11 protein-coding genes are annotated in these 20,597 nt (G+C 74.1%); 3 read left to right on the forward strand and 8 right to left on the reverse strand.

Going from position 1 to position 20,597, the window contains the following annotated elements; all coding sequences use genetic code 11:
- Positions 1-112 precede the first annotated feature (112 nt).
- Together ACSYGN_RS35095 and mltG are read left to right on the forward strand one after the other, a co-directional pair.
- A complete protein-coding gene (locus tag ACSYGN_RS35095; protein ID WP_460402905.1) occupies positions 113-1,915 on the forward strand; it encodes an ABC transporter ATP-binding protein in 1,803 nt (600 codons plus the stop codon).
- A gap of 43 nt (positions 1,916-1,958) precedes the next feature.
- Positions 1,959-2,813, forward strand: coding sequence for an endolytic transglycosylase MltG (gene mltG, locus ACSYGN_RS35100; RefSeq protein ID WP_460402907.1), 855 nt, complete (start codon positions 1,959-1,961; stop codon positions 2,811-2,813).
- Positions 2,814-2,825: 12 nt separating this feature from the next.
- Here mltG and ACSYGN_RS35105 read toward each other — a convergent pair whose 3' ends face one another.
- Complete coding sequence (locus ACSYGN_RS35105) at positions 2,826-3,902, reverse strand: NAD(P)-binding domain-containing protein (protein WP_460402909.1); 1,077 nt, start codon at positions 3,900-3,902, stop codon at positions 2,826-2,828.
- Between the two features lie 136 nt (positions 3,903-4,038).
- Here ACSYGN_RS35105 and ACSYGN_RS35110 point away from each other — a divergent pair, with 136 nt between their 5' ends.
- Positions 4,039-4,461 (forward strand): secondary thiamine-phosphate synthase enzyme YjbQ, encoded by a 423-nt coding sequence (locus tag ACSYGN_RS35110; RefSeq protein WP_460402911.1) that lies wholly within the window; start codon positions 4,039-4,041, stop codon positions 4,459-4,461.
- 48 nt (positions 4,462-4,509) lie between these two features.
- On the opposite strand, the gene ACSYGN_RS35115 is transcribed toward ACSYGN_RS35110, so the two are convergent.
- The 7 genes from ACSYGN_RS35115 to ACSYGN_RS35145 form a co-directional block, all read right to left on the reverse strand.
- On the reverse strand, positions 4,510-5,250 hold the full coding sequence (locus tag ACSYGN_RS35115) for a class I SAM-dependent DNA methyltransferase (RefSeq protein ID WP_460402913.1): 741 nt from the start codon (positions 5,248-5,250) through the stop codon (positions 4,510-4,512).
- A gap of 45 nt (positions 5,251-5,295) precedes the next feature.
- The gene (locus tag ACSYGN_RS35120) at positions 5,296-7,059 is read right to left on the reverse strand and encodes a hypothetical protein (protein ID WP_460402915.1); all 1,764 of its coding nucleotides are present in this window, start codon (positions 7,057-7,059) and stop codon (positions 5,296-5,298) included.
- On the reverse strand, positions 7,056-10,994 hold the full coding sequence (locus ACSYGN_RS35125) for a vWA domain-containing protein (protein ID WP_460402917.1): 3,939 nt from the start codon (positions 10,992-10,994) through the stop codon (positions 7,056-7,058). The genes ACSYGN_RS35120 and ACSYGN_RS35125 overlap by 4 nt, the downstream gene beginning before the upstream one ends.
- A 5-nt stretch (positions 10,995-10,999) precedes the next feature.
- Positions 11,000-12,169, reverse strand: coding sequence for an ATP-binding protein (locus tag ACSYGN_RS35130; RefSeq protein WP_460402919.1), 1,170 nt, complete (start codon positions 12,167-12,169; stop codon positions 11,000-11,002).
- Positions 12,166-17,166, reverse strand: coding sequence for a hypothetical protein (locus ACSYGN_RS35135; RefSeq protein WP_460402921.1), 5,001 nt, complete (start codon positions 17,164-17,166; stop codon positions 12,166-12,168). Before ACSYGN_RS35135 ends, ACSYGN_RS35130 begins: the two co-directional genes overlap by 4 nt.
- Entirely contained in the window at positions 17,163-18,017 is an 855-nt protein-coding gene (locus ACSYGN_RS35140; RefSeq protein ID WP_460402923.1) for a DUF4132 domain-containing protein, read from the reverse strand. The genes ACSYGN_RS35135 and ACSYGN_RS35140 overlap by 4 nt, the downstream gene beginning before the upstream one ends.
- A 285-nt stretch (positions 18,018-18,302) precedes the next feature.
- Complete coding sequence (locus tag ACSYGN_RS35145) at positions 18,303-20,537, reverse strand: TerD family protein (protein WP_460402925.1); 2,235 nt, start codon at positions 20,535-20,537, stop codon at positions 18,303-18,305.
- Positions 20,538-20,597 lie beyond the last annotated feature (60 nt).

Consider the following 20,597-nt stretch of genomic DNA (forward strand, 5'->3'; position numbering starts at 1 on the left):
AGCTACGATCCGCCAGTCACCGCCAGTCACCGCCGGCCGGACCGCCGACGCCGGCCAGGAGCCGGTCCGGCCCAGGTCCGGGGCCGGCGCCCACTCACCTCCGTAGGAGCCCATGCACCCCGACCACCAGCTCTCCTGGACCCCGCCCGCCGATGCCAAGGAACAACCCCGGCAGGTGCGGCGCATCCTCAGACTCTTCCGTCCCTACCGCGGCCGGCTCGCGCTGGTCGGCGTCCTCGTGGGCGCCGCCTCGCTGGTCTCGGTCGCCACGCCCTTCCTGCTGAAGGCCACCCTCGACACCGCCATCCCCGAGCGGCGCACCGGGCTGCTGAGCCTGCTCGCGCTCGGCATGATCCTCAGCGCCGTGCTGAACAGCATCTTCGGCGTGCTGCAGACGCTGATCTCCACGACCGTCGGCCAGCGCGTCATGCACGACCTGCGCACCGCGGTCTACGGCCGCCTCCAGCGGATGTCGCTCGCGTTCTTCACCCGCACCCGCACCGGCGAGGTCCAGTCCCGCATCGCCAACGACATCGGCGGCATGCAGGCCACCGTCACCTCCACCGCCACCTCGCTGGTCTCCAACCTCACCAGTGTGGTCGCCACGATCATCGCCATGATCGCTCTGGACTGGCGGCTGACCGTGGTCTCTCTGCTCCTGCTGCCCGTCTTCGTGTGGATCAGCCGCCGCGTGGGCAACGAGCGCAAGCGGATCACCACCCAGCGCCAGAAGCAGATGGCCGCCATGGCCGCCACGGTCACCGAGTCCCTCTCGGTCAGCGGAATCCTGCTCGGCCGCACGATGGGCCGCGCCGAGTCGCTGACGACGGCCTTCGCCGACGAGTCGGAGCGCCTGGTCGACCTGGAGGTCAGGTCGAACATGGCCGGCCGCTGGCGCATGGCCGTCATCACGATCGTCATGGCCGCCATGCCCGCCGTCATCTACTGGACCGCCGGGATGGCCCTCCAGTTCGGCGGCCCCCAGGCGTCCATCGGCACGATCGTCGCCTTCGTCTCGCTCCAGCAGGGCCTGTTCCGGCCCACCGTCAGCCTGCTGGCGACCGGCGTCCAGATACAGACCTCGCTCGCGCTCTTCCAGCGCATCTTCGAGTACCTCGACCTGCCGGTCGACATCACCGAGCGAGAGAACCCGGTCCACCTCGACCGGATCAAGGGCGAGGTGCGCTTCGAGAACGTCGACTTCCGCTACGACGGCAAGAGCGGGCCGATTCTCGACGGCGTCGACATCACCGTTCCGGCGGGCGGCAGCCTTGCGGTCGTCGGCCCGACCGGCGCCGGGAAGTCGACCCTCGGCTATCTCGTGCCCCGGCTCTACGACGTGACGGGCGGCCGGGTCACCCTCGACGGAGTCGATGTGCGCGACCTCGACTTCGACACGCTCGCGCGTGCGGTGGGCGTCGTCTCCCAGGAGACGTACCTCTTCCACGCCTCCGTCGCCGACAACCTCCGCTTCGCCAAGCCCGACGCCACCGACGACGAACTGCACGCGGCGGCGAAGGCAGCCCAGATCCACGACCACATAGCCTCGCTGCCCGACGGCTACGACACGGTCGTCGGTGAGCGCGGCCACCGCTTCTCCGGCGGCGAGAAGCAGCGCCTGGCGATCGCCCGCACCATCCTGCGCGACCCGCCCGTCCTCATCCTCGACGAGGCGACCAGCGCCCTGGACACCCGCACCGAGCTCGCCGTGCAGGAGGCCATCGACGCACTGTCCGCCAACCGGACCACACTCACCATCGCGCACCGGCTGTCCACGATCCGCGGCGCCGACCAGATCGTGGTCCTCGACTCCGGGCACACGGTCGAACGGGGCACCCACGAGGATCTGCTCGACCTCGACGGGCGATACGCGGCGCTGGTCCGCAGGGATGCGCGACTGGAACCGACAAGCTGACGATATGCCAGGTTTGTGGCGATATGCGGGTTAACGTGCCCGCATGCAGATGAACACTCCGCCACGGAGCACGATCCGACTGACGCGCCGGGGCCGTCTCGTCCTCGTCGCGACCGGGGCCGTCATGGCCGGCACCGCCGTGGCGGTGCCGCTGCTGACGTCCGGCGGCGACGGCGACACCCGGCCCACCACTCTGGTGATCCCGGAGGGCTGGCGCGCGAGCCGCATCTACCAGGCCGTCGACACGGCCCTCGCCCTGCCGCCGGGCAGCACACGGAAGTCGCTCGCCAAGGTCCGCCTCAAGCTGCCGGACGATGCCGAGGGCAACCCCGAGGGCTACCTCTTCCCGGCGACGTACCGCCTCCCGAAGGACGTCCGGATGACGACCCCGGAAGCAGTGCTGTCGGCCATGGTCGGCACGGCGAACCGCAGGTTCAACGGAGCCCCGGTCGCCGCGGGCGCACAGCGCAACGCCCTGAACGTCTACCAGGCCGTCACCATCGCCAGCATTGTGCAGGCCGAGGCCGCGACCCAGGCCGACATGGGGAAGGTCGCCCGGGTCGTCTTCAACCGGCTCGCCAGGGGGATGCCGCTCCAGATGGACTCCACCCTCAACTACGCCCTCGACCGCAGCACGCTGAAGACCACGACACGCGACACCAAGCTCGACAGCCCCTACAACTCCTACCAGCGCATGGGGCTGCCGCCCACACCCATCGACAACCCGGGCGAGGACGCGATGCGCGCCGCGATCAACCCGCCGCCGGGCAACTGGCTGTACTTCGTCACGGTCAGACCGGGCGACACCCGCTTCACCGCAGATTTCACTCAGCACCAGCGCAATGTCGCCGAGTTCAACGCCGCGCAGCGCAACACGAGTCCGACACCGACCGGATGACGGGACGGGGCATCAGGCGGCGACGGGCTGATCGGCCAGCAGCTTCCTGATGTCCCGTACGGCCGCGCGGCCCGCGCGGTTGGCGCCGATCGTGCTGGCCGACGGCCCGTAGCCGACGAGATGGATACGCGGGTCGGCCACCGCCCGCGTCCCCTCGACCCTGATACCGCCGCCCGGCTCGCGCAGTCGCAGCGGCTTCAGATGGTCGATCGCGGCGCGGAAACCGGTCGCCCACAGGATGACGTCGGCGTCGACGCGCCGACCGTCGTCCCACTCGACACCGGTGGGCGTGATCCGGTCGAACATCGGCAGCCGGTCCAGCACCCCGTCGGCCAGCCCCTGCCGGACCGCGTCGTTGAGCGGCAGGCCGGTGACCGAGACCACGCTCCTGGGCGGCAGCCCGTGGCGCACCCGCTCCTCGACCAGGGCCACCGCGGCGCGCCCCACGTTCTCGTCGAAGGGCCCTTCCCGGAAGACCGGTGGCCGCCGGGTGACCCAGGTGGTGGCGGCCGCGTACGGGGCGATCTCCAGCAGATGCTGGGTCCCGGAGGCGCCCCCGCCCACCACGACCACCCGCAGCCCGGCGAACGCCTGCGGCCCCGGGTACTGCGCGGTGTGCACATGGCGTCCGCGGAAGGTCTCCTGGCCCGGGTAGCGCGGCCAGAACGGCCGGTCCCAGGTACCGGTGGCGTTGATCACCGCCCGCGCCGACCAGGTACCCCCTGAGGTCTCCACCGACAACCGCCCGTCCTCACCGTCCCGCACCGCCCGCACGTCCACGGGGCGCCGTACCCGCAGCCCGAAGGCGCGCTCGTAGGCGTCGAAGTACCGGGAGACGACCTCGGACGACGGCCGCCGAGTGTCGGGGCCGGTGAGTTCCATGCCCGGCAGCGAGTGCATCCCGTGCACCTTGCCGTACGTCAGCGACGGCCACCGGAACTGCCATGCGCCGCCGGGGCCGGGGGAGTGGTCCAGCACCACGAAGTCGCGGTCCGGCACGAAGCCGGTGCGCCGCAGGTGATAGGCGGCGGACAGTCCAGCCTGCCCGGCACCGATGACGGCCACGTCGACCTCACGAGTGTTGTTCACGCATCAACCAACCGTGCCGAAGCCGGGGATCTTCCCGCGCCACGCGACGGCCCGGTGGCCGCGGGGCGCCGCCGGTCGGCCGCACCGCGCGCGGCCGGGCCGATGGATCAGGGCGCCGATGAGTGAGGATGAGGACATGCCAGATGTGTTCACCACCCGAGTCCTGAACATCGCCTCCGGCTCGCGGGAGGCCGTCGTCGACCTCACCCACGACTGCGAGGCGTTCCTGCGTGAGGCGGCCGGGGGCCGCGACGGACTGCTCAACATCTTCGTCCCGCACGCCACCGCGGGCGTCGCCGTCATCGAGACCGGCGCGGGCAGCGACGACGACCTCCTCGCCGCCCTGCACACCCTGCTGCCCGCCGACGACCGCTGGCAGCACCGCCACGGCAGCCCCGGCCACGGCCGCGACCACGTCCTGCCCGCCATCGTCCCGCCGCACGCGACACTCCCGGTCGTGGGCGGGCGGCTGGAGCTGGGGACATGGCAGTCGGTGTGCCTGGTGGACACCAACAGGGACAACCCCCGTCGCCAGGTGCGCCTGTCGTTCCTCGGATAGGCCCGCTCAAGGCCGCCCGTTCGCTGCGGTGGGGAAGGCGGGGCCGGTTCAGAGCGGCTTGCGCCACACCGAGATGTGTTTCGTGGAGTCCTGGGTGAAGGGTGATCCGTCCCAGTCCGCGACGCGCCGTTCCGGTTCGAGTCCCGCGATCCGCGCCATCAGGTCGAGTTCGGAAGGCCACGTGTACCGCTGCCGGCAACTGTCGCGGCGGTAGCGGCCGTCCTCGCCGTCGCGGGTGAAGTGGTGCGAGACGAGCAGTTGCCCGACCATGTCGAGGGTGTCGAAGCCGAGATGCCGCTCCGACACGTCGAACGGCACCGCGACCTGACCGGGCGGCAGGAACCGCAGGGGCGGCACGCCCAGCTCGATCACGAACTTGCCGCCCGGCGCGAGATGACGCGCCGCGTTACGGAAGCACTCGACCTGCTCGTCCTGGGTGAGCAGGTTCGAGATCGTGTTGTAGACGACATAGACCAGGGCGAACTCGCCGGGGACGACGGCCGTCGCCATGTCTCCGATGACGACCGGCAGGGTGTCCTCGTCGGCCTTCCGCCGCAGGACGGCCACCATGTGCTCCGACAACTCGATGCCCGCCACGGGCACCCCGCGTTCCCGCAGCGGAACGCCCACCCGCCCGGTGCCGATGGCTAACTCCAGCGCCCGGCCGTCCCCGGCCAGTCCGGCGAGGAAATCGAGGGTCGGCCCGAGCACGGCGGGCGGGGAGTGCTCGGTCTCCTCGGCGTCGTAGCGCTCGGCGGTCTCACGGTCCCACAGGTCGCTGCTCGTCATGGGCGGCCACTCTGCCCGGCCGGGCCGCCCGATGTCGACGGATTATCACCGCCTCCCCATGGAACCGGGGGCCATCGCACCCGGAGCGGTCCCGCCCCACGCCGCCGCGCACAGCGCCCGTTCGACCTCGGCGGTGTAGCACGCGGCGGCCAGCCAGGCCCGCGTGAACCGGGCGGTGTCGGCCGCGAGGAGCCGTCCGAAGACGTCCCGCGAGCGGTCCGCGGCGGCGGCCAGGAGCTCGTCGAGCAGGTCCCCTGCGGTGGCCAGCCCGACCGCGCGCAGCCGTCGGCCGTCCCCTGACCCGGCGCCCGGGAAGGCCAGCACACGGCGCCCTCCGGAGACGGCCTGCCGGACACGGCGGCGCAGCAGATGCAGCGGGGCCTCGTCCAGCGGGCCCGTCGGCACGGCAGGCGCCGCCGTCGGCACGGGCAGGTCGGCGCGCAGCAGCCGGTCGAAGCCCAGGTCGACCGGCGTGTCGGGGGCATCGGGGCGGGTGGTGGCCAGCAGCAGGGCCCGGGGGAGCGGCGCCCGGGTGAGCCGGGCGACGACACGCAGCCGGGTCCCGGGGGTGGCCGCGAGGAGACGGAGGTTGTCGCGGAACGGCAGCGCGGGGTCGTCGTGCGCGGCCGCGAGCCGCACGGCCACACCACCGCAGTCCGCGAGCAGACACTCGCCCGCCGCCTCCCGCACCGTTCCGGTGAGGGTGACGGTGAGGAACAGCAGGTCGTGTCCTTCCCCGTCGAGGGCGCGGGCCACCTGGTCGGCGACCGGCACCGCCCACAGACCCTCCAGCGGCGCGGCGCTCCAGACGGTGCCGGACGCCCGGACCGCCCGTACGCCCGCCCCCGCACCGAGCCGTCCCGACGGCGACACCGTGGCACCGGACACGGCCAGTCCCGCCCGGGACAGCTCACGATGGGTCAGCGCCGTGTCTCCCATCCGCACGGTGCGGTCCACCGCGCCCACGGCACGGGCGGCGCCGCCCGGAGCCACGTCGGAGACCGTATAGAGGCGGCCCTCCGCGTCGGCGGTCCAGGTGACGGCGCCCGCGTGACCGGTGGCCGTCAGGACGGGTTCGGAGAACAGGCCGTACAGCCGCAGCGAGCCGTCCGGGGTGTACGGCTGCCGTGCGGAGCCCCGCAGGCCGGCCAGTTCCGGGCCGGTGGCGTGTGGCAGGCGGTGGGCGGTGCGCAGGGTGTCGCCGACCGAGGCCACCAGGTCGTCCAGACGGTGCGCCGGGTCGGCCGAGCGGGCCGCGCGCAGCCCGGTGACCACCGAGACGGCGGACGCGGCGGCCCGGGGCAGGCTGGCGAGGCGCGCGGTGTGCGCGGCGCGCAGCAGCTCCGCCTGGAGCACGGCCCCGGCGCCGTCCACACCCGCCTCCAGCACGGCTGCCGTGGCGTCGTACACCGCCTGCGCGGCGATGCGCTGCTCGGCTGTGACCGATCGAGGCGCCTCGACGGGCACAGGGGCCGGGTCCTCTGCACTGTGGGTCGGCTCCCCGGGAGCGTCGGCCAGAGCGTCCGCGACCGGTGCCGCCGAGGCCGCCGCCGCCCGGTGCAGACAGTCGGGGGCGAGCAGACAGCCGCAGCGGATCGCGTCCGCGCTCGTCACGACGCCGCCGGGCGCGTGCAGTTCGAGGCCGGTCGTGTCGTCCACGGCGATGCGTACGGTCTCGCCGTCCCGGACGACCGGACGGGCCGCCAGTTTGGCCACGCCCCCGTCGAGCCGCTTGCGCAGCCGTGGGGACAGCGCCGCCACCAGGGCCGCGGTGACGGACGGCGCGACCGGAGGCAGATCCGTGCTCATGCGATCTTCTCCCCTACCCAGCGGGCGAGTTCGAGCGGACTGAGGGCGGCGACCGGCATACCCGCGGCGACGAGCTGTCCGGCCACACCCGTGGAGTAGCGGGGGCGCCCCGCGTCGTCGAGACTGGCGCAGCCCAGGACATGGCAGCCCGCCCCGACCAGCGCGCGGACCTCGGTGAGCAGCCCGCCGAGCGGGTAGCCCTCCTCGAAGTCGCTGATCACCACGACGAGCGTGCGCGACGGCACGGTGACCAGCTCCCGGGCGTGCCGCAGGCCCGCCGCGATGTGCGTGCCACCGCCCACTCTGACCTCCAGCAGCAGGGACAACGGGTCCTCGACCTGGTCCGTGAGGTCGATGACCTCGGTGGAGAAGGCCAGGAAGTGCGTCGACAGGGTCGGCACCCCGGCCAGCACCGAGGCTGTGAGAGCCGCCCAGATGGTGGACGCTTCCATGGACCCCGACACATCGGTGACCAGCACCAGCCGCCACTCCGCGGTGCGCGTGGCGCGGCTGCGGAAGACCGGCCGTTCCGGGATCACCCGGACCGTTCCATCGGCGTCGCGCCGCGCGGTGGCCAGATTGGCCCGCAGGGTGCGCGCCAGGTCGAGACCACCGCCCGGACGGCGGCTGGGGCGCGGCAGGACCGTGCCGTGCAGTGCGGGCCGCAGCCGGGTGGCCAGCTGCCGGGTGAGCGCTTCGACCAGCCGGCGGACCAGCGGGCGCAGCACGGTCAGCCTGGCCTCGGGCAGTCCGCCCGCGTGCCGGAGCACGGTCCGCAGCAGGTCCACGGAGGGCCGTACGCTGCCGGGGTCCAGCTCGGCGAGGACATCCGTACGGCCCGATGCCGCGGCGGCCGCCAGCACCTCCTCGCGGATACCCGGCCCGAACAGAGCCGCCAGCTCCTGCGACCACTCCCGCACCCCGGGATACGGCGCCTCCCGCCCCGCGCCACCACCGCTCAGGTCGCCCCTGCTGCCCTCGCCCCGGCCGCTGCCGTACAGCTCGTCCAGGGCGGTGGCCAGGGCGGCCGCCGACCTGGGCAGCCGGTCGGTCCGGCGGCCCAGCACCAGACGCCAGCGGTCGGCGGGCGCCAGCAGCCGGTCCTCGGACGGGCCGGGCACCGGCTTTTCGACGGCGGCTTCTGCGCCCTCCTGCGCAGTGCCCTGCGACGGCGGCAGCAGCCCCAGTGTCTCCAGTGCGGCCCGGGCCGCGAGGTCCGCGCCGGTCCACACGGCGAGCGCGACGGGGTCGAGGCCTCCGGTGTCGCCGACACGGTCGGCGCCGAGGCGTTCCTCCACGGTGCCGAGCAGCCGGTCGCGGGCCGCCGGGCTCAGCGTGTCGAAACCGCCGCGCAACGCGGGCAGCCGGTCCAGGAAGTCACGGTCCGGCAGCTCCGACACCCGCTCCAGCAGCGGTTCCAGCGCGGGCGCCGCCGCCTCCAGGAGCGGGCCCGCGGCGGTCAGCAGCCCGGTGAGCCGGGCGGTGAGCGCGATGCGGGACTCGGGTCCGGTGGCCGAGTCGAGCCACGCGGCGGCCCTGCGGCCCAGCGCCTCGGCGTCCTCGTGCCCGAGCAGCACCCGTACCGCTCCCGCGGCGCCGCGCATCAGCGGGGAGCCGTCGTACGCCAGCCGGGCGAGTGCGTCCGTGAGCCGGACACCGCCCAGCAGGTCGGCCCGGTGGGCGAGTTCGAGCAGGGCGTGGGCGTCGGCCGGCTCCTCCGAGCCCGTCAGCCCGTCCACCTGCCGCACCACCGCCGACGTCAGCAACTCGGCCACCGCCGCCGCCCGGGCCGTACGGCCGTCGTCGGCGCCGAGACCGGCGATGTGCCCGGCCCGCACCCGGTCCAGCAGGGCCAGGCACGCGAGGAGTTCCGGCAGAGTGCCGCAGGACGGCAGCACCTCGGCGGTCTCCGTGAGCCGCTCGTCGGCCAGTGCGGGCAGACCGCACCGCGCCGCCTGCCCGAGGCCCTGGAGGGTCTGCGCGGCGGTGGGCCCGCCCTCGTCCCGCTCCGTGCGCCACCGCTCCCGCAGCACGCCCTCGGCGGCCTGGGCGGGGGTGACCCCACGGATCCCGGCCGCGGTGAGCATGGCCGCGGTGGCGGGCGTCCAGCGCACCTCCCAGCGCGAGGTCAGCGCCTCGGCGCCGCCCGTCCCGGTGACCTCCCTGGCCTCCGCGTACGGCACCCCGCACACCGTCAGCCGGCGCATCAGCAGCTCGCGGCGCCGGTCGAGGGGGGAGCGCAACGGGTCGAGCCGCAGCTCCCTGGCCGTGCCGGGGGCGCCCGCCTCCGGACCCGGCAGGCCCAGCTCGGCCAGCTCCGCCTCCACGGCCGGGGCGAGACCGCTGCGCGGGGTGCCGGGCGCGGGACGACCGGCGCGTGTGCCGACGAGCACCCGCTCCATCGCCCGCGCCACGGCCCGGCCGCGGCCGTACGGCTCGCCCTGCGCCAGCACCGTCTGGACCGCCTCGACCAGTTCGCCCCGGCCCGCCGCGGGCAGCCCGCGCAGCCGCGCTAGGTCTCCCGCGAGCCGGGTGATCTCCCGGGCGTCGGCCGGTCCCGACGGATGGCCCAGGGCCCGCAGCTCCGCGCACACTCGCACCGCGGCGCGGGTCAGCGCCGTCTCCAGCGCGGCCGGGTCGCCCGCCGCGTCGAGCACCATGTGCTGCCACTCCGGGTCCCGGATACCGGCGGGATACCCGGACCGCTCGTCCAGAAGCGCGTAGGCGTACGGGATCAGCGACGTCGTCCACACGGCAGGCTCGCCCGGGGTCTCCACAGCTCCGGGCTCCGCCCCGCTGTCGTACGTGTCGCCGAGCGCTCCGGTCAGCGCCGGGGCATGGAAGGCCCCCACGACCACAGCGGCCCGCTCGCCGTTCGAGGTGGCCTCGGCGAGCCGCGCCCGCATCCACCGCTCACGCCGCAGATCCAGCTCCGGCACCCCGCCGGAGGCCACCGTGTCCGTGCGCAGCGCCCACCCGGTGAGCAGCGCGGCCCGTCTCAGTGCCTCGGGCGGCGACCCCGGTGCCGCGGCCTCGACCAGCCGGTCCCACAGATCGTCCCCCGGACGCCCGGTGACCCGCTCCCGCAACGCCGCAGCCAGCCACGGCCCGCCCCCGGCGGCATCCCCCGACTCCCGTGCCACGACGCCGACTTCACACCCGCCGGATTCCTGCGCACCGGCATCGGCATCGTCCCCGTCCGGCCCCGGCGCCGTGTGGGCGGGCGCGTGCTCGCCGGGTTCGTGCCCTTCGGAGCGGTGCTCCCGGCCGTCCGACTCCTGCGGCCGGGTGCCGCATTCGCGCGGGTCCATCTCCTGTGCCGGGGTGTCGGCTGATTCCTGTGCCGTGACGCCGACCGCACGGCCAGTCGGCTCGTGCGGGCCGGAGCCGGATGCACCCCCATCGGGTTGCTGCGCCCCGGAACCGGGCACGCGTGCGCCCGGCAACCGTGCCCCGGACCCGCGCTCACCCTCCTCCCCGGCCCCCGCCGACCCCCGCCGACCCCCACTCCAGGCGCGGTCGGCGAGCGGCAGATCGCAGGTGTGGACCGGTACGCCGTGCCCGGCCGCCCAGCGGATCGCCGCCAGTTCCGGGGAGAAATCGGCGAACGGGTAGAACGCCGGGCCGAAGGAACCCTCGCCCGCGTCGGCCGGGGCGGCCGCAAGGGCGACCGGGGCCCGGGTCTCCTCGTGGGCGAGCCACGGCAGCCACTCCTCCAGCTCGGCGGGAAGCTCCACGAGCAGGACGTCCGGCTTCGCCTCGTCCAGCAGCGCCGGTACGGCGGCGGCCAGCGACGGGGCGTGATGCCGTACGCCGATCAGATACGGCCCCGCCGGATCGGTGAGCGCGGCGACGGCCGCCTCGGGGGTGCCCAGGGAAGCGGGCGGAGCGGGGGTGGCGCCGGGCGGGACGCCGGCGCCGTTGGCAGCGGTCATGGTGGTCAGCCCTCCAGGACCGTGCGCAGGTCCCACAAGGTGCGCCAGGTGGCGGAGCCCTCCTCGGCACGGCGCCGCACGGGACCGTCCCAGTAGCCGCGCAGCCGGGCCGCGTCCGCCGGGTCGTCCTTGCGGACCACACCCAGCAGATGGCCGGGCAGAAGACCCAGGACATCCCGGTCTCCGGGGAAGTACGCCGCGGCGAGCCCCAGCGCGCCCGCGACCGACACCGCCTCCGCGGTGGACATCACGGTGGACGGCCGCTCCACCTCCCAGCCCTCCGCCGACCGGCCCTCCCGCAGATCACGGAACGCGGTGACCAGGGCCTCCAGGACGGCGTCGTCGACCCGGAAGGCCGCCCCGGCACGCTCCACAGCGGCCCGCGCCTGGCTGCGCACCAGCGCGGTCTCCGCCTCCAGGTCCGGGATCGGGCCGACCGTCTCGAAGTTGAAGCGCCGCTTGAGCGCGGCGGACATCTCCGAGACGCCCTTGTCGCGCAGGTTGGCCGTGGCGATGAGGTTGAAACCGGGTGCGGAGTGCGCGAGGGCGTCGTCGGTGCCGGCCAGTTCGGGCACGGCGATACGCCGCTCGGACAGCAACGACACCAGCGAGTCCTGCACCTCGGGCAGACAGCGGGTGACCTCCTCGACACGGGCGATACCGCCCCGCCGCATGGCGGTCAGCACCGGCGAGGGCACCAGCGCCGTGGTACTCGGGCCCTGCGCCAGCAGCAGCGCGTAGTTCCAGCCGTACTTGAGCTGGTCCTCCGTGGTGCCCGCGGTGCCCTGCACGACCAGCCCGCTGGTGCCGCACACCGCGGCGGACAGAAGCTCGGAGAGCATGGACTTGGCGGTGCCGGGCTCACCGACGAGCAGCAGGCCGCGCTCACCGGCGAGCGTGACGACACACCGCTCGACCAGGGCGCGGTCGCCGACGAACTTGCCCTCGACCGTCAGCCGGCGCGGCACCCCGTCGGGCACCTCGGCGCCGTCGGGCAGCCGCAGCGCGCGGCCGCCGCTGCCCATCACGAAGGTGACGACCGCGCGCGGAGTGAGCCGCCAGGCGGGCGGCCGCGGCCCGTCGTCGTACGCGGCGAGAAAGGCCAGTTCAGCGGCGAACCGCTCCTCGGGCGGGACGATCTGACGGGCCGGGGGGTTGGAGAGAGTGCTGGTCATCGCTTGCTGCGGCCCTTCCGGGTGGCGCCGGTGGTGAGTTCTTCGTAGGCGGGCGCGTCGCCCGAGCGCACCCGGTCCCAGGCGCGGGCGAACAGGTCGGGCACCGCGACCGGCGGCACCGTGCGCGTCCGGTCGTGGACCGGGTAGAGCCCCTGTTTCCACAGCTCCACCGGCAGCGCGGGCGCCTTGAGGTCGAGCCAGCCGCAGGGCAGGAAGAGGCTGCGCCCGGCACGTGCCCGCTTGGCCTCGACGACCAGTCCGGACGCGGCGAGTGCGGCGCGCGCCTTTTTCATGCGGGTGGGCTTCCAGCCCGTCCATTGGGCGCAGTTGCGGTCCGTGGGGTCGGGAAGCGCCAGCAGCATCAGATAGAGCGCCGCCGCGTCCTCGCTCAGTCCCTGAGCGGCGGCGACCTCGGTGACCAGGCCGGGGACACTGAGGGCCGGGTCCTGGGCGTGCCCGGTGAAGGTGCCGTCCTCGGCCGCGAGGGCGCCTTCCAGGTCCTTCCCGAGGACTGCCCGCAGCGCCCGCAGTCCGCCGCTGCGGGCGGGGCCGACGATGCCTTCGAGGAGCCCGAACACCGCGTCGTCCGGCCCGGTGAGCGCGGCCGGACGGAGCAGCACGGTCTCCATGTCGGAGTACCAGTGGCGCAGCACGAGGGCGTCACCGGCGTGCGTGTTGCCCTGCGTGTCGGCGCCGCCCGTGGCGGGCAGCCCGTACGCCGTGCGCAGTTCGGAGGCCGTCGAGCGGCTCCGGTCGGACCACTCGATGTCGAGATCGAGCAGCAGCTCCGGGTCGGCCATGCGGCGCCGCAGCGCCTCCAGACCGGCCGGCAGCGCGGTGCGCAGGGAGTGCCCGTGGGGCAGGGTGTAGGCGAGCGCGGCCAGTGCCTCGACGGCGCCGGTCAGATCGGACCGGGAGGGCACGGCGGCGGGGTCCTCCGCGACCAGGTTGCCGTCCTTGTCGGGGCGTTGGACCGTGGTGCGGCTCAGCCACGGGGTGCGCGCCGGGTTGAGCACGGCCTCGGCGGCGGCGACGGACGCCCCGGTGAGTGAGGCGGCCATGTCCTCGGGCAGCCGCACCAGGGAGCCGAGCCGCTCGGCCCACACCCGTCCCGCGGCCGCCGTGTCCGCACCGGCCGTCCACAGGTCGGCGGCGTCCGCGGGCAGCAGCGCCCCGACGAGCGCGGCCCGGTCCTCAGGGTCGAGCGCCGCCAGCATCCCTTCCGCCAGCTCCCGCTGACGGGGCTTCAGCCCGATCGTCGCGAGTTCCGCGGCGCCCGGCTGGTGCGGACGGCCGATGAGCAGCAGCGCCGCCTGCGCCGGGCCCACCCCGCCGTTCGTGGCGGCGGTGAGCGCGGCGGGCGCGTCGGGCCGCCAGGGGGCGGCGCCCTTGTCCCGGATCAGCCGGGTGACGGCGGCGAGCCCGCCCGCAGGGAACGCGGCCGTGCGCCGGGTCTCGGACTCCAGGGTGAAGTGGGCTATCGCGCCGAACCCGCCCGACGGATCGTGGTCCAGAGCGAGCCAGTGGATGCGCTCCTGCGCTGCGACGTACGTCTGGCGGCCCAGCACGATCATCGTGCGCCCGCCGCGGCGCAGCACCTGACCGGCCCGGTCCTGCTTGATGTGCGGCTCGCTGAGCACGATCTCGCGCAGCGCGCCCTCCGGCGCGGCCAGCGGTCCCTCGGCGATCGCCTCGAACAGCAGGAGCAGCGCCTCCCGTTCGGCTTCCGGGACGTCGGGTGCGGTGGCCCGGTAGGCAAGCGGCCTGAGCACGGACAGTGTGGGCGGCCACCGCATGCTGATGGCGGGGACGGTGTACTCGTCGCTGACCCAGGCGTCGCCGAGCGCGGCAAGCCTCCCCGCGCCGGGCAGCGGCCTGCCATCCGCGGGCTGCCCGGACAGCACGTGGTTGACGGCGCGGATCTGGCGCAGCGCGTTCCACTGCCGGCCGCCGCCCCACCAGCCCGCGTGGTGGGCGAGACCGGTGGTGGCCTGCCGCAGCGTGGCGTCGTCACCGTGCTCGGGGCTGTAGTCGGCGAACATGCCGTGGGTGCGGCGGCGGTCGGTTCGCTCCGTCTCGGCGGGCCCGGCGGGCGGCGCCACGAACTCGGCGGCCGACGCGAGAAGACGCAGCGCCTCCCGCACGAGGGCGGCGACCCCCGCGCGGATCCGCTCGTCGGTGAGCTCCGGCATCGCCCCGGACACGGCGAGCCGGACGACCTCCTCCGCGGGCGGGACGCCCGGCTCGTCCGTGTCCTCGGCGGAGCCGTCGCCACCGGCATCGGCGAGCTTCGCCTGATGTTCGGCCAGGGCGGCGGCCGTGGCCTCCAGGACCTCGGTCACCCGCTCGTCCGTCAGCCCGCGCAGGACGGCGGAGATCCGCTCGTCGCGCGGCCGCAGCGCGTGCCAGAAGGCGAGCGGCGGCACCAGCCGGGTGCCCGCGGCGAAGCCGCCCCCCGCCTCGCCCGGTGTCACCCGGCCGAGTTCACCGGCGGCGGAGGTGTCGTCGGGCGTGAACAGCGCGACCTGCCGGCCGAACCGGACGGTGACGGGCTCGGCGCCCCCGGGCAGCCGCAGCGCGCCGAGCGGAACGCCGTGCCGGTGGTCCCGGTCCCGCGCCAGCACGACCGTGCGGCCGTCCGGGGTACCGCAGGTCGTCGCCCCGTGGAACTCCTCGCCCTCCCTGCGCACCCAGCGGCCCAGGACCGTCCCGTCGGTGCCGAACGGGCTGTTCTCCAGACCCGGCTGAAGGGGCAGCACCTCGCAGTGGTCCTGGACCAGGGCCGCGTCCTCGCGGACCGCCGATCCCAGGAACGCGGGCAGTGAGGCCCGGCCGTGCGTGCCGGTGGCCGGGTCGTACTCGAGCCACACCTGCCGCCGGCCCTGCTTGCCCTGGCGCCAGTAGCCGGTGCCGTCACCGAGGACGGTCCGGCTGGGCGGCAGCACCGTGTCCCCGGCGTGCAGGGTGCGCCCGCCGGTGGCACGGCCGCCGCCGGGCAGCGGGATCGAGGGGGTGGTGACACCGCCGCCGTACCAGTACGGCAACTGCTCGCCCCCTACGGTGAACACCTGCGCGGGCCGGCTGGACCAGTAACCGGACTGCTGTCTGCCGTCGCGCCACACCACCAGCAGGTCCCCGTCGACGTAACGGAAGTGTGCGTGCGGGTGGTCACCCGGACCGCCGGGCAGCCGCAGGTCGTGCACGAGCAGCACAGCGTCCGGACCGACCACGACCGCCTTGTGCCGCCGCGAGACGATCAGCGCGGGCCATGCCTCGGTGACGGTCACCGAGGCGTCCTCGCCCGGCTTCGTCTCCGTGTCGAGCAGCCGCAGCGCCTCGTCGAGCGCGGGCCAGCCCAGCTCGTCGGCGATGCCGGAGCGCAGCGTACGGCCCAGCAGCGGCGCGAGCTCGTGCTCGGCGACCCGGGCCACCGCCGCCGGGTTGACCTGCGCCGCCACCGCACGGAACGCCTTCATCCGGGAGAGCGCCGTGCGTGCCCCGGGGAGCCCCGCCGCTCGGGTGAAATCCCCGGCCCGCTCGTCCAGCCACTCGCGCAGGACGTCACCGAGCGCGGGCAGCGCGGTCAGGGCGGTCAGCAGCTTCGGATTCGTGCGGTGGCCCAGGTCGTCCAGGGCCCGGTGCAGCAGGGGCCGCAGCCGGGGATCGGCGGCCACGCCGGCCAGGTCGCGCCGCCCGGGGCGGGTGTCGTTCAGCCACCGTTCGAGGGGCAGGTCGCCGCCGCCCTCCGGCACCGTGAGCGGCACGCCCTCGGCGGCGGTGAGGTCCAGCAGGTCGAGCTCGGCGCCCGTGTACCAGCGGCCGGAGAAGAGGTCCACGGGGTGGCCGTCCGCCCGCAGCTTCGGGGCCATCCGCGCCACGAGGGCGAGCGTCGCCTCCGAGCGCGCGGACAGCGCACTGCCGTACTTGCGGTGGACGGACCAGCAGCTCAGCCAGTTCGCCGCGTCGACCTCCTGCCCGGCCGGCAGATCATCGCCGGTCAGCAGCCGGTCGGCGCCGGTCTCCGCCAGCAGGGCCAGCCAGAACTCGTCGTCCTCGACGCGATGGCCCAGCCCGGACGGCATGATCTCCAGCAGCCGCGCCCGGACTGCCGGTTCACGCTCGGCGAGGACGGTGAGCGTGGCACGGTAGGCCGTCCAGAACGACCCCGGGGCCCGGACGACGGCGGGCGAGGCGATCAGTTCGGCCAGCAGTGCGCACTCCTCGGTCACCCGGTCCAGACCGGCGGCCTTGAGCAGCGCCCGCGCGTCCTGCGGCAGTGAGGCGTACGGCGCCATCCCGGCCGCGCAGCGCTCCACGGTCAGCTGCCGGAACTGCGCCCACGCCGCGGCGGGTTCGAGCCTCAGCGCCAGGTCCTTCACATACTCCTTCAGCGCCTTGACGGTGAGCGCCCCGGCGAAGGCGAACTCCAGGAACACCGCCCTCTGACGTTCCTCGTCCACGGTGAGGGCGTGCACCCGTTCGGCCGCACGGGCCTTGCCGAAGAACGCCGCCGCGTACGTCGTGTTCTTCTGCTGGAGGAAGATCCGGGCGGCCTCCTCGTAGAAGGTGGGCAGGAAGTGCGGCACGGCACGGCCCAGGCGTTCGCCGAGCTCCTCGAAGCCGTCCTTGGCGGCTCCCGGCCGGGACCAGGCCATTCGGGCGAGCCGTTCGACGTCCTGGACGAGGGCCAGTGCGTGGTGGCCGTTCGCCGGGTCGTTGACCAGCGCCCAGGCCGGGAATCCGAGGGTCTCCTTGCGGATCTGCCCCACCTCGGGCGCCTCCGGTTCGCGGGCCAGCCCGAGGTAGCCCAGGGCGAGGTCCTCGGCCTCGCCGAGAGTGCCCGGCACCAGCCGGACCACCCGCCGGCCGTCCAGGGCCGGGTGCGTGTACGTGCGGGCGGTGACGGTGTCCGCGTCCTCGCGGTCGGTCGAGCCCGGGGGCAGAACCGCGCCCGCGTCGAGCAGCGCGGCGGCCGTGGTGTCGTCGTACGTGGTCATGCCGCCCGCTCCTCGTCCTCGATGTCGCGCCCGGCGTACAGCGCGGCCGCCATGCGCATCCCCTCAGACCAGGCCACCGGCCCGATCGTGCCGAGCGTCAGTGCCCGGCCCCTGACGTCCGCCCACATCAGCGCGCCGGTCTCGGTCTCCTCGTAGCCGTCGTAGTCGCCGACCCAGACGCGGGCCTCGACCGTGCGGCCGTCCTCCACCACCGGGCAGACGGCGTGTCCGCCGCGCACCCGGTAGCCGAGCTGGCTCGCCCTGCCGTGCAGGAAGCGCAGCTGCTTGAACGAACCGCCCGCGTACTCGGCGACCTCGGTGGCCTCCGCGTCGAGCGTGGCGGGCCGGTGCCACACCTCGCGGAACAACTGCCGCGCGTTCTGCTCGACGCCGAGCTCCACGGCGAACTCCCGCAGTTCCTCCAGGTCGTCGAGGAGCACGGGGTGCGGCAGCCGGACCAGGCCGGGGCTGATGCGTACGGTGTCGCCGTCCAGGTCGACGAGACCGAGCCCGCGCTCGGGATCGGCGTCCCGAAGGAACCCGGCGACCTCTCCGTCCTCCCCGGTGACGACCAGGTCACGCAGCGCGGACTGCCATGCGGGGTCCGGCCACACCCGGGTGACGACCGCGAGCGGCACCGGCAGCGAGCGCACCATCCACCGCTCCACATCGGCCAGGCACTCGCGTTCGTGCCGCTCGAGCCACTGGGTGAGCTGACGCAGTCCCACCACCGCGGGATCGTCCGCCAGTTTCTTCGGTACGGACTTCAGCAGCCTGCCCGCGCCGTTGCGGCACACCACCTTGCCGTCGTCGAGGGCGACCTCGTAGTCGCCGGCCGACACCCACCCCATTTGTGCCTCCCCGCACTGCTTTGACGCATTGCTTTGATCAAGTGACGGGAACTGTAGAGGACCCCACTGACAACGGGTCCTCGGAAGGGTGAACACGTCGTCCCCACAAGGACGTACAGGCGCCGGGGGACTCTCGAAATCCCAGGTCGGAGACATGAAGAGGCCCGGGACACCGTACGGCGTCCCGGGCCTCGAGTCGGCGGCGAGGAGAGCGTGAGGACTAGATTCAAGGAGGTTGGAGAAGGAAGCCCCCTCATGGCCTCGCTGTTGATCCGACGTTAGCAGTCAGGCGGGGATCAGGTCGCGCAGATTTTCCGGGGTGAAGACCCTGGACTGCGGGTGCAGCCCCTCGGGACGCTCCAGACCGATGTACGTGACCGGCTCCTCGGGCACCGACGCGCCGTCCCAGAGCGCGGACTCGACAGCGCCCCCGGTCATCAGACCGACGAGATAGCGGACCGTCAGATGATCCCGCTCGGTGATACCCCGCAGCAGCGTCGCCACCGACACCCGGTTCCCCTCGACCTGATTGGCCGTCGGGTGCCCCTTCAGATACAGATGCAGCCACTCGGCCTGCCACCGCCCGCCCGCCCCGCGCCGGAACGCCAGCGGCAGCGCCACCCGGCCCGGACCGCGCAGCTCCGATTTCATGCGCACGGTACGCGGCTCGAACGGACGGCCTCGCTGCTCGGTCTCGCGCAGCATGAACCCGAAGAAGGACTCCGCGACCTCCTCGAAGCCCTCACCCGAGTAGATGTCGACCTGCGGCACGATGAACGCGCCGCGCACCTTGCCGAGCCGCAGCTCGATGAACTCCGAAGCCCCGTCCGGCGCGTCGGTGATGTCGCCGGAGTGCACACCGCCGACATCGGAGAGGCTGGTGTACGACAGCCACGACACCGTCCGGTACCCGGCGTCCAGCATCAGTGCGGACAGGTCGAAGTCGGTCCGTTCGCTCGTCTGCCGCCAGTACACGAAGAACCGCAGCAGTTCGCCGTCCACCGGGGTGACGGAGCCGCGCGGCAGCACCCCGAGCCCGGCCGAGACCGCCTTGCCGGAGAGCGGAAGCGCCACGTCCAGGACGTCCGGGTCCACCAGCAGGCGCCCGGTGACGGGGAGCCGGCGGAGCACCTCGGCGTCGAGTGCGCCGATCAGCCGCTCCCGCTCCGCCCCCGGTATCCGGGGGCGCACGTCGGGGGTGACCCAGGCGCGGCCGAGGCGATTGACGAACACCCGGCGGGGCACGGAAGGGTGCCCGGCCCGGCGAGCCGGCTTCAGGTGGCGGACGGACGTCCGGCCACGGAAGGCGGCAGCACCGTGGCCGTGCACGGCCGTCCCGCCCCGGTTGTGGAGGTGCTCGCGCACCGACAGCACGACCCGGCCGGACACGGAGGGGGCGACCGCCTCGACGGCGGCCACCACGGCGTCCCGATCCTCCTGCGTGCGCGCCGTGCGCAGCAGCCGGTCCAGGGCGCGCAGCAGTCTGCCGGGAGCGGACCTCAGGAGTTCCGCCGCCCCGGACACATCGCGCGCCGCGAGCAGTTCCTCCACCCGGCTCTCCAACGACCGGGCGGTCTTCTCGCCGCGGGCCACGGCGAACACCTCGGCGGCATGCGGCCATCGCGGGTACTCGTGCGGGTGCAGGCGCTCCCCGAGCCGCTTCCACGGCTCCCGGTGGGCATGGACGTCGGCGAGCTTGGCCGGTGCCGCGGCGACCACCGCGTCGAGGCCCGCCAGCAGGGCGCGCCGCACCGGGCGGGGCAGTGTGCCGAACCGGGTCGGCTCCTGGAGGGTCACATCGCCGCCCGAGACCGCGCACGCCAGCCGCAGTACGTCGGTGACGGTGTCCAGCAGCAGGTCCTTCTCCAGATACAGCCGGGCCAGGTTGACGACGGCGAGGTTCTCCCGCACCGGGACCGACTCGGGCTGCGGGCCCTCGGCGCAGTGCTCGGCGAGGGAGAGCAGATCGCGCAGTCCGTCCTCGCCGAGCGGAGTGGTGCTTCCTGCGAGGGCCAGATAGAGCGCGGTGACCTCGGTGTCCAGGTCGGCGCCGAGATGCAGCACGGTCATACGGTCGCCCGCCGCAGCGATCAGCTCGTCGTACGTGTGCTGATAGGTGCCGTAGGACGGCAGCGTGAGCAGGTCGAGCACGCCGGCTCGCAGCCCGGCCAGGACGGTGTCGCGGGACGACGCGTCGGCCAGGGCCTCGGCGAGGCAGCTCGTCCAGAAGTCGAACGTAGCAGGCACATTGGCGGGGAAATCGACGAAGTACACGTTGTGCCGCACATGGTCGCCGGCCATTTCACGGACGGTGCGCAGGGTGCGTACCGCGGTGTCGACGACCGTGCCCTCGGACAGCCCGGACAGCCGGGCCAGCAGTTCGGCCGAGAGTTTGAAGCCCACCGACATCAGCGCGGCGTCGAACTGCCGTGCCGCGACATCGCCTTGCCCCGACGGCCCGGAGGGCGCGGGAACACGGCGGGTGTGACGGACGATCAGCGGTTCGAGGCGGTTGCTCATTCCGGCATGATCCCGACAACGGGTGGATCGACGCATGTGGTTTTTCCGGGTGCCACCGGG

It is taken from the genome of Streptomyces sp. YIM S03343 (assembly GCF_054729195.1).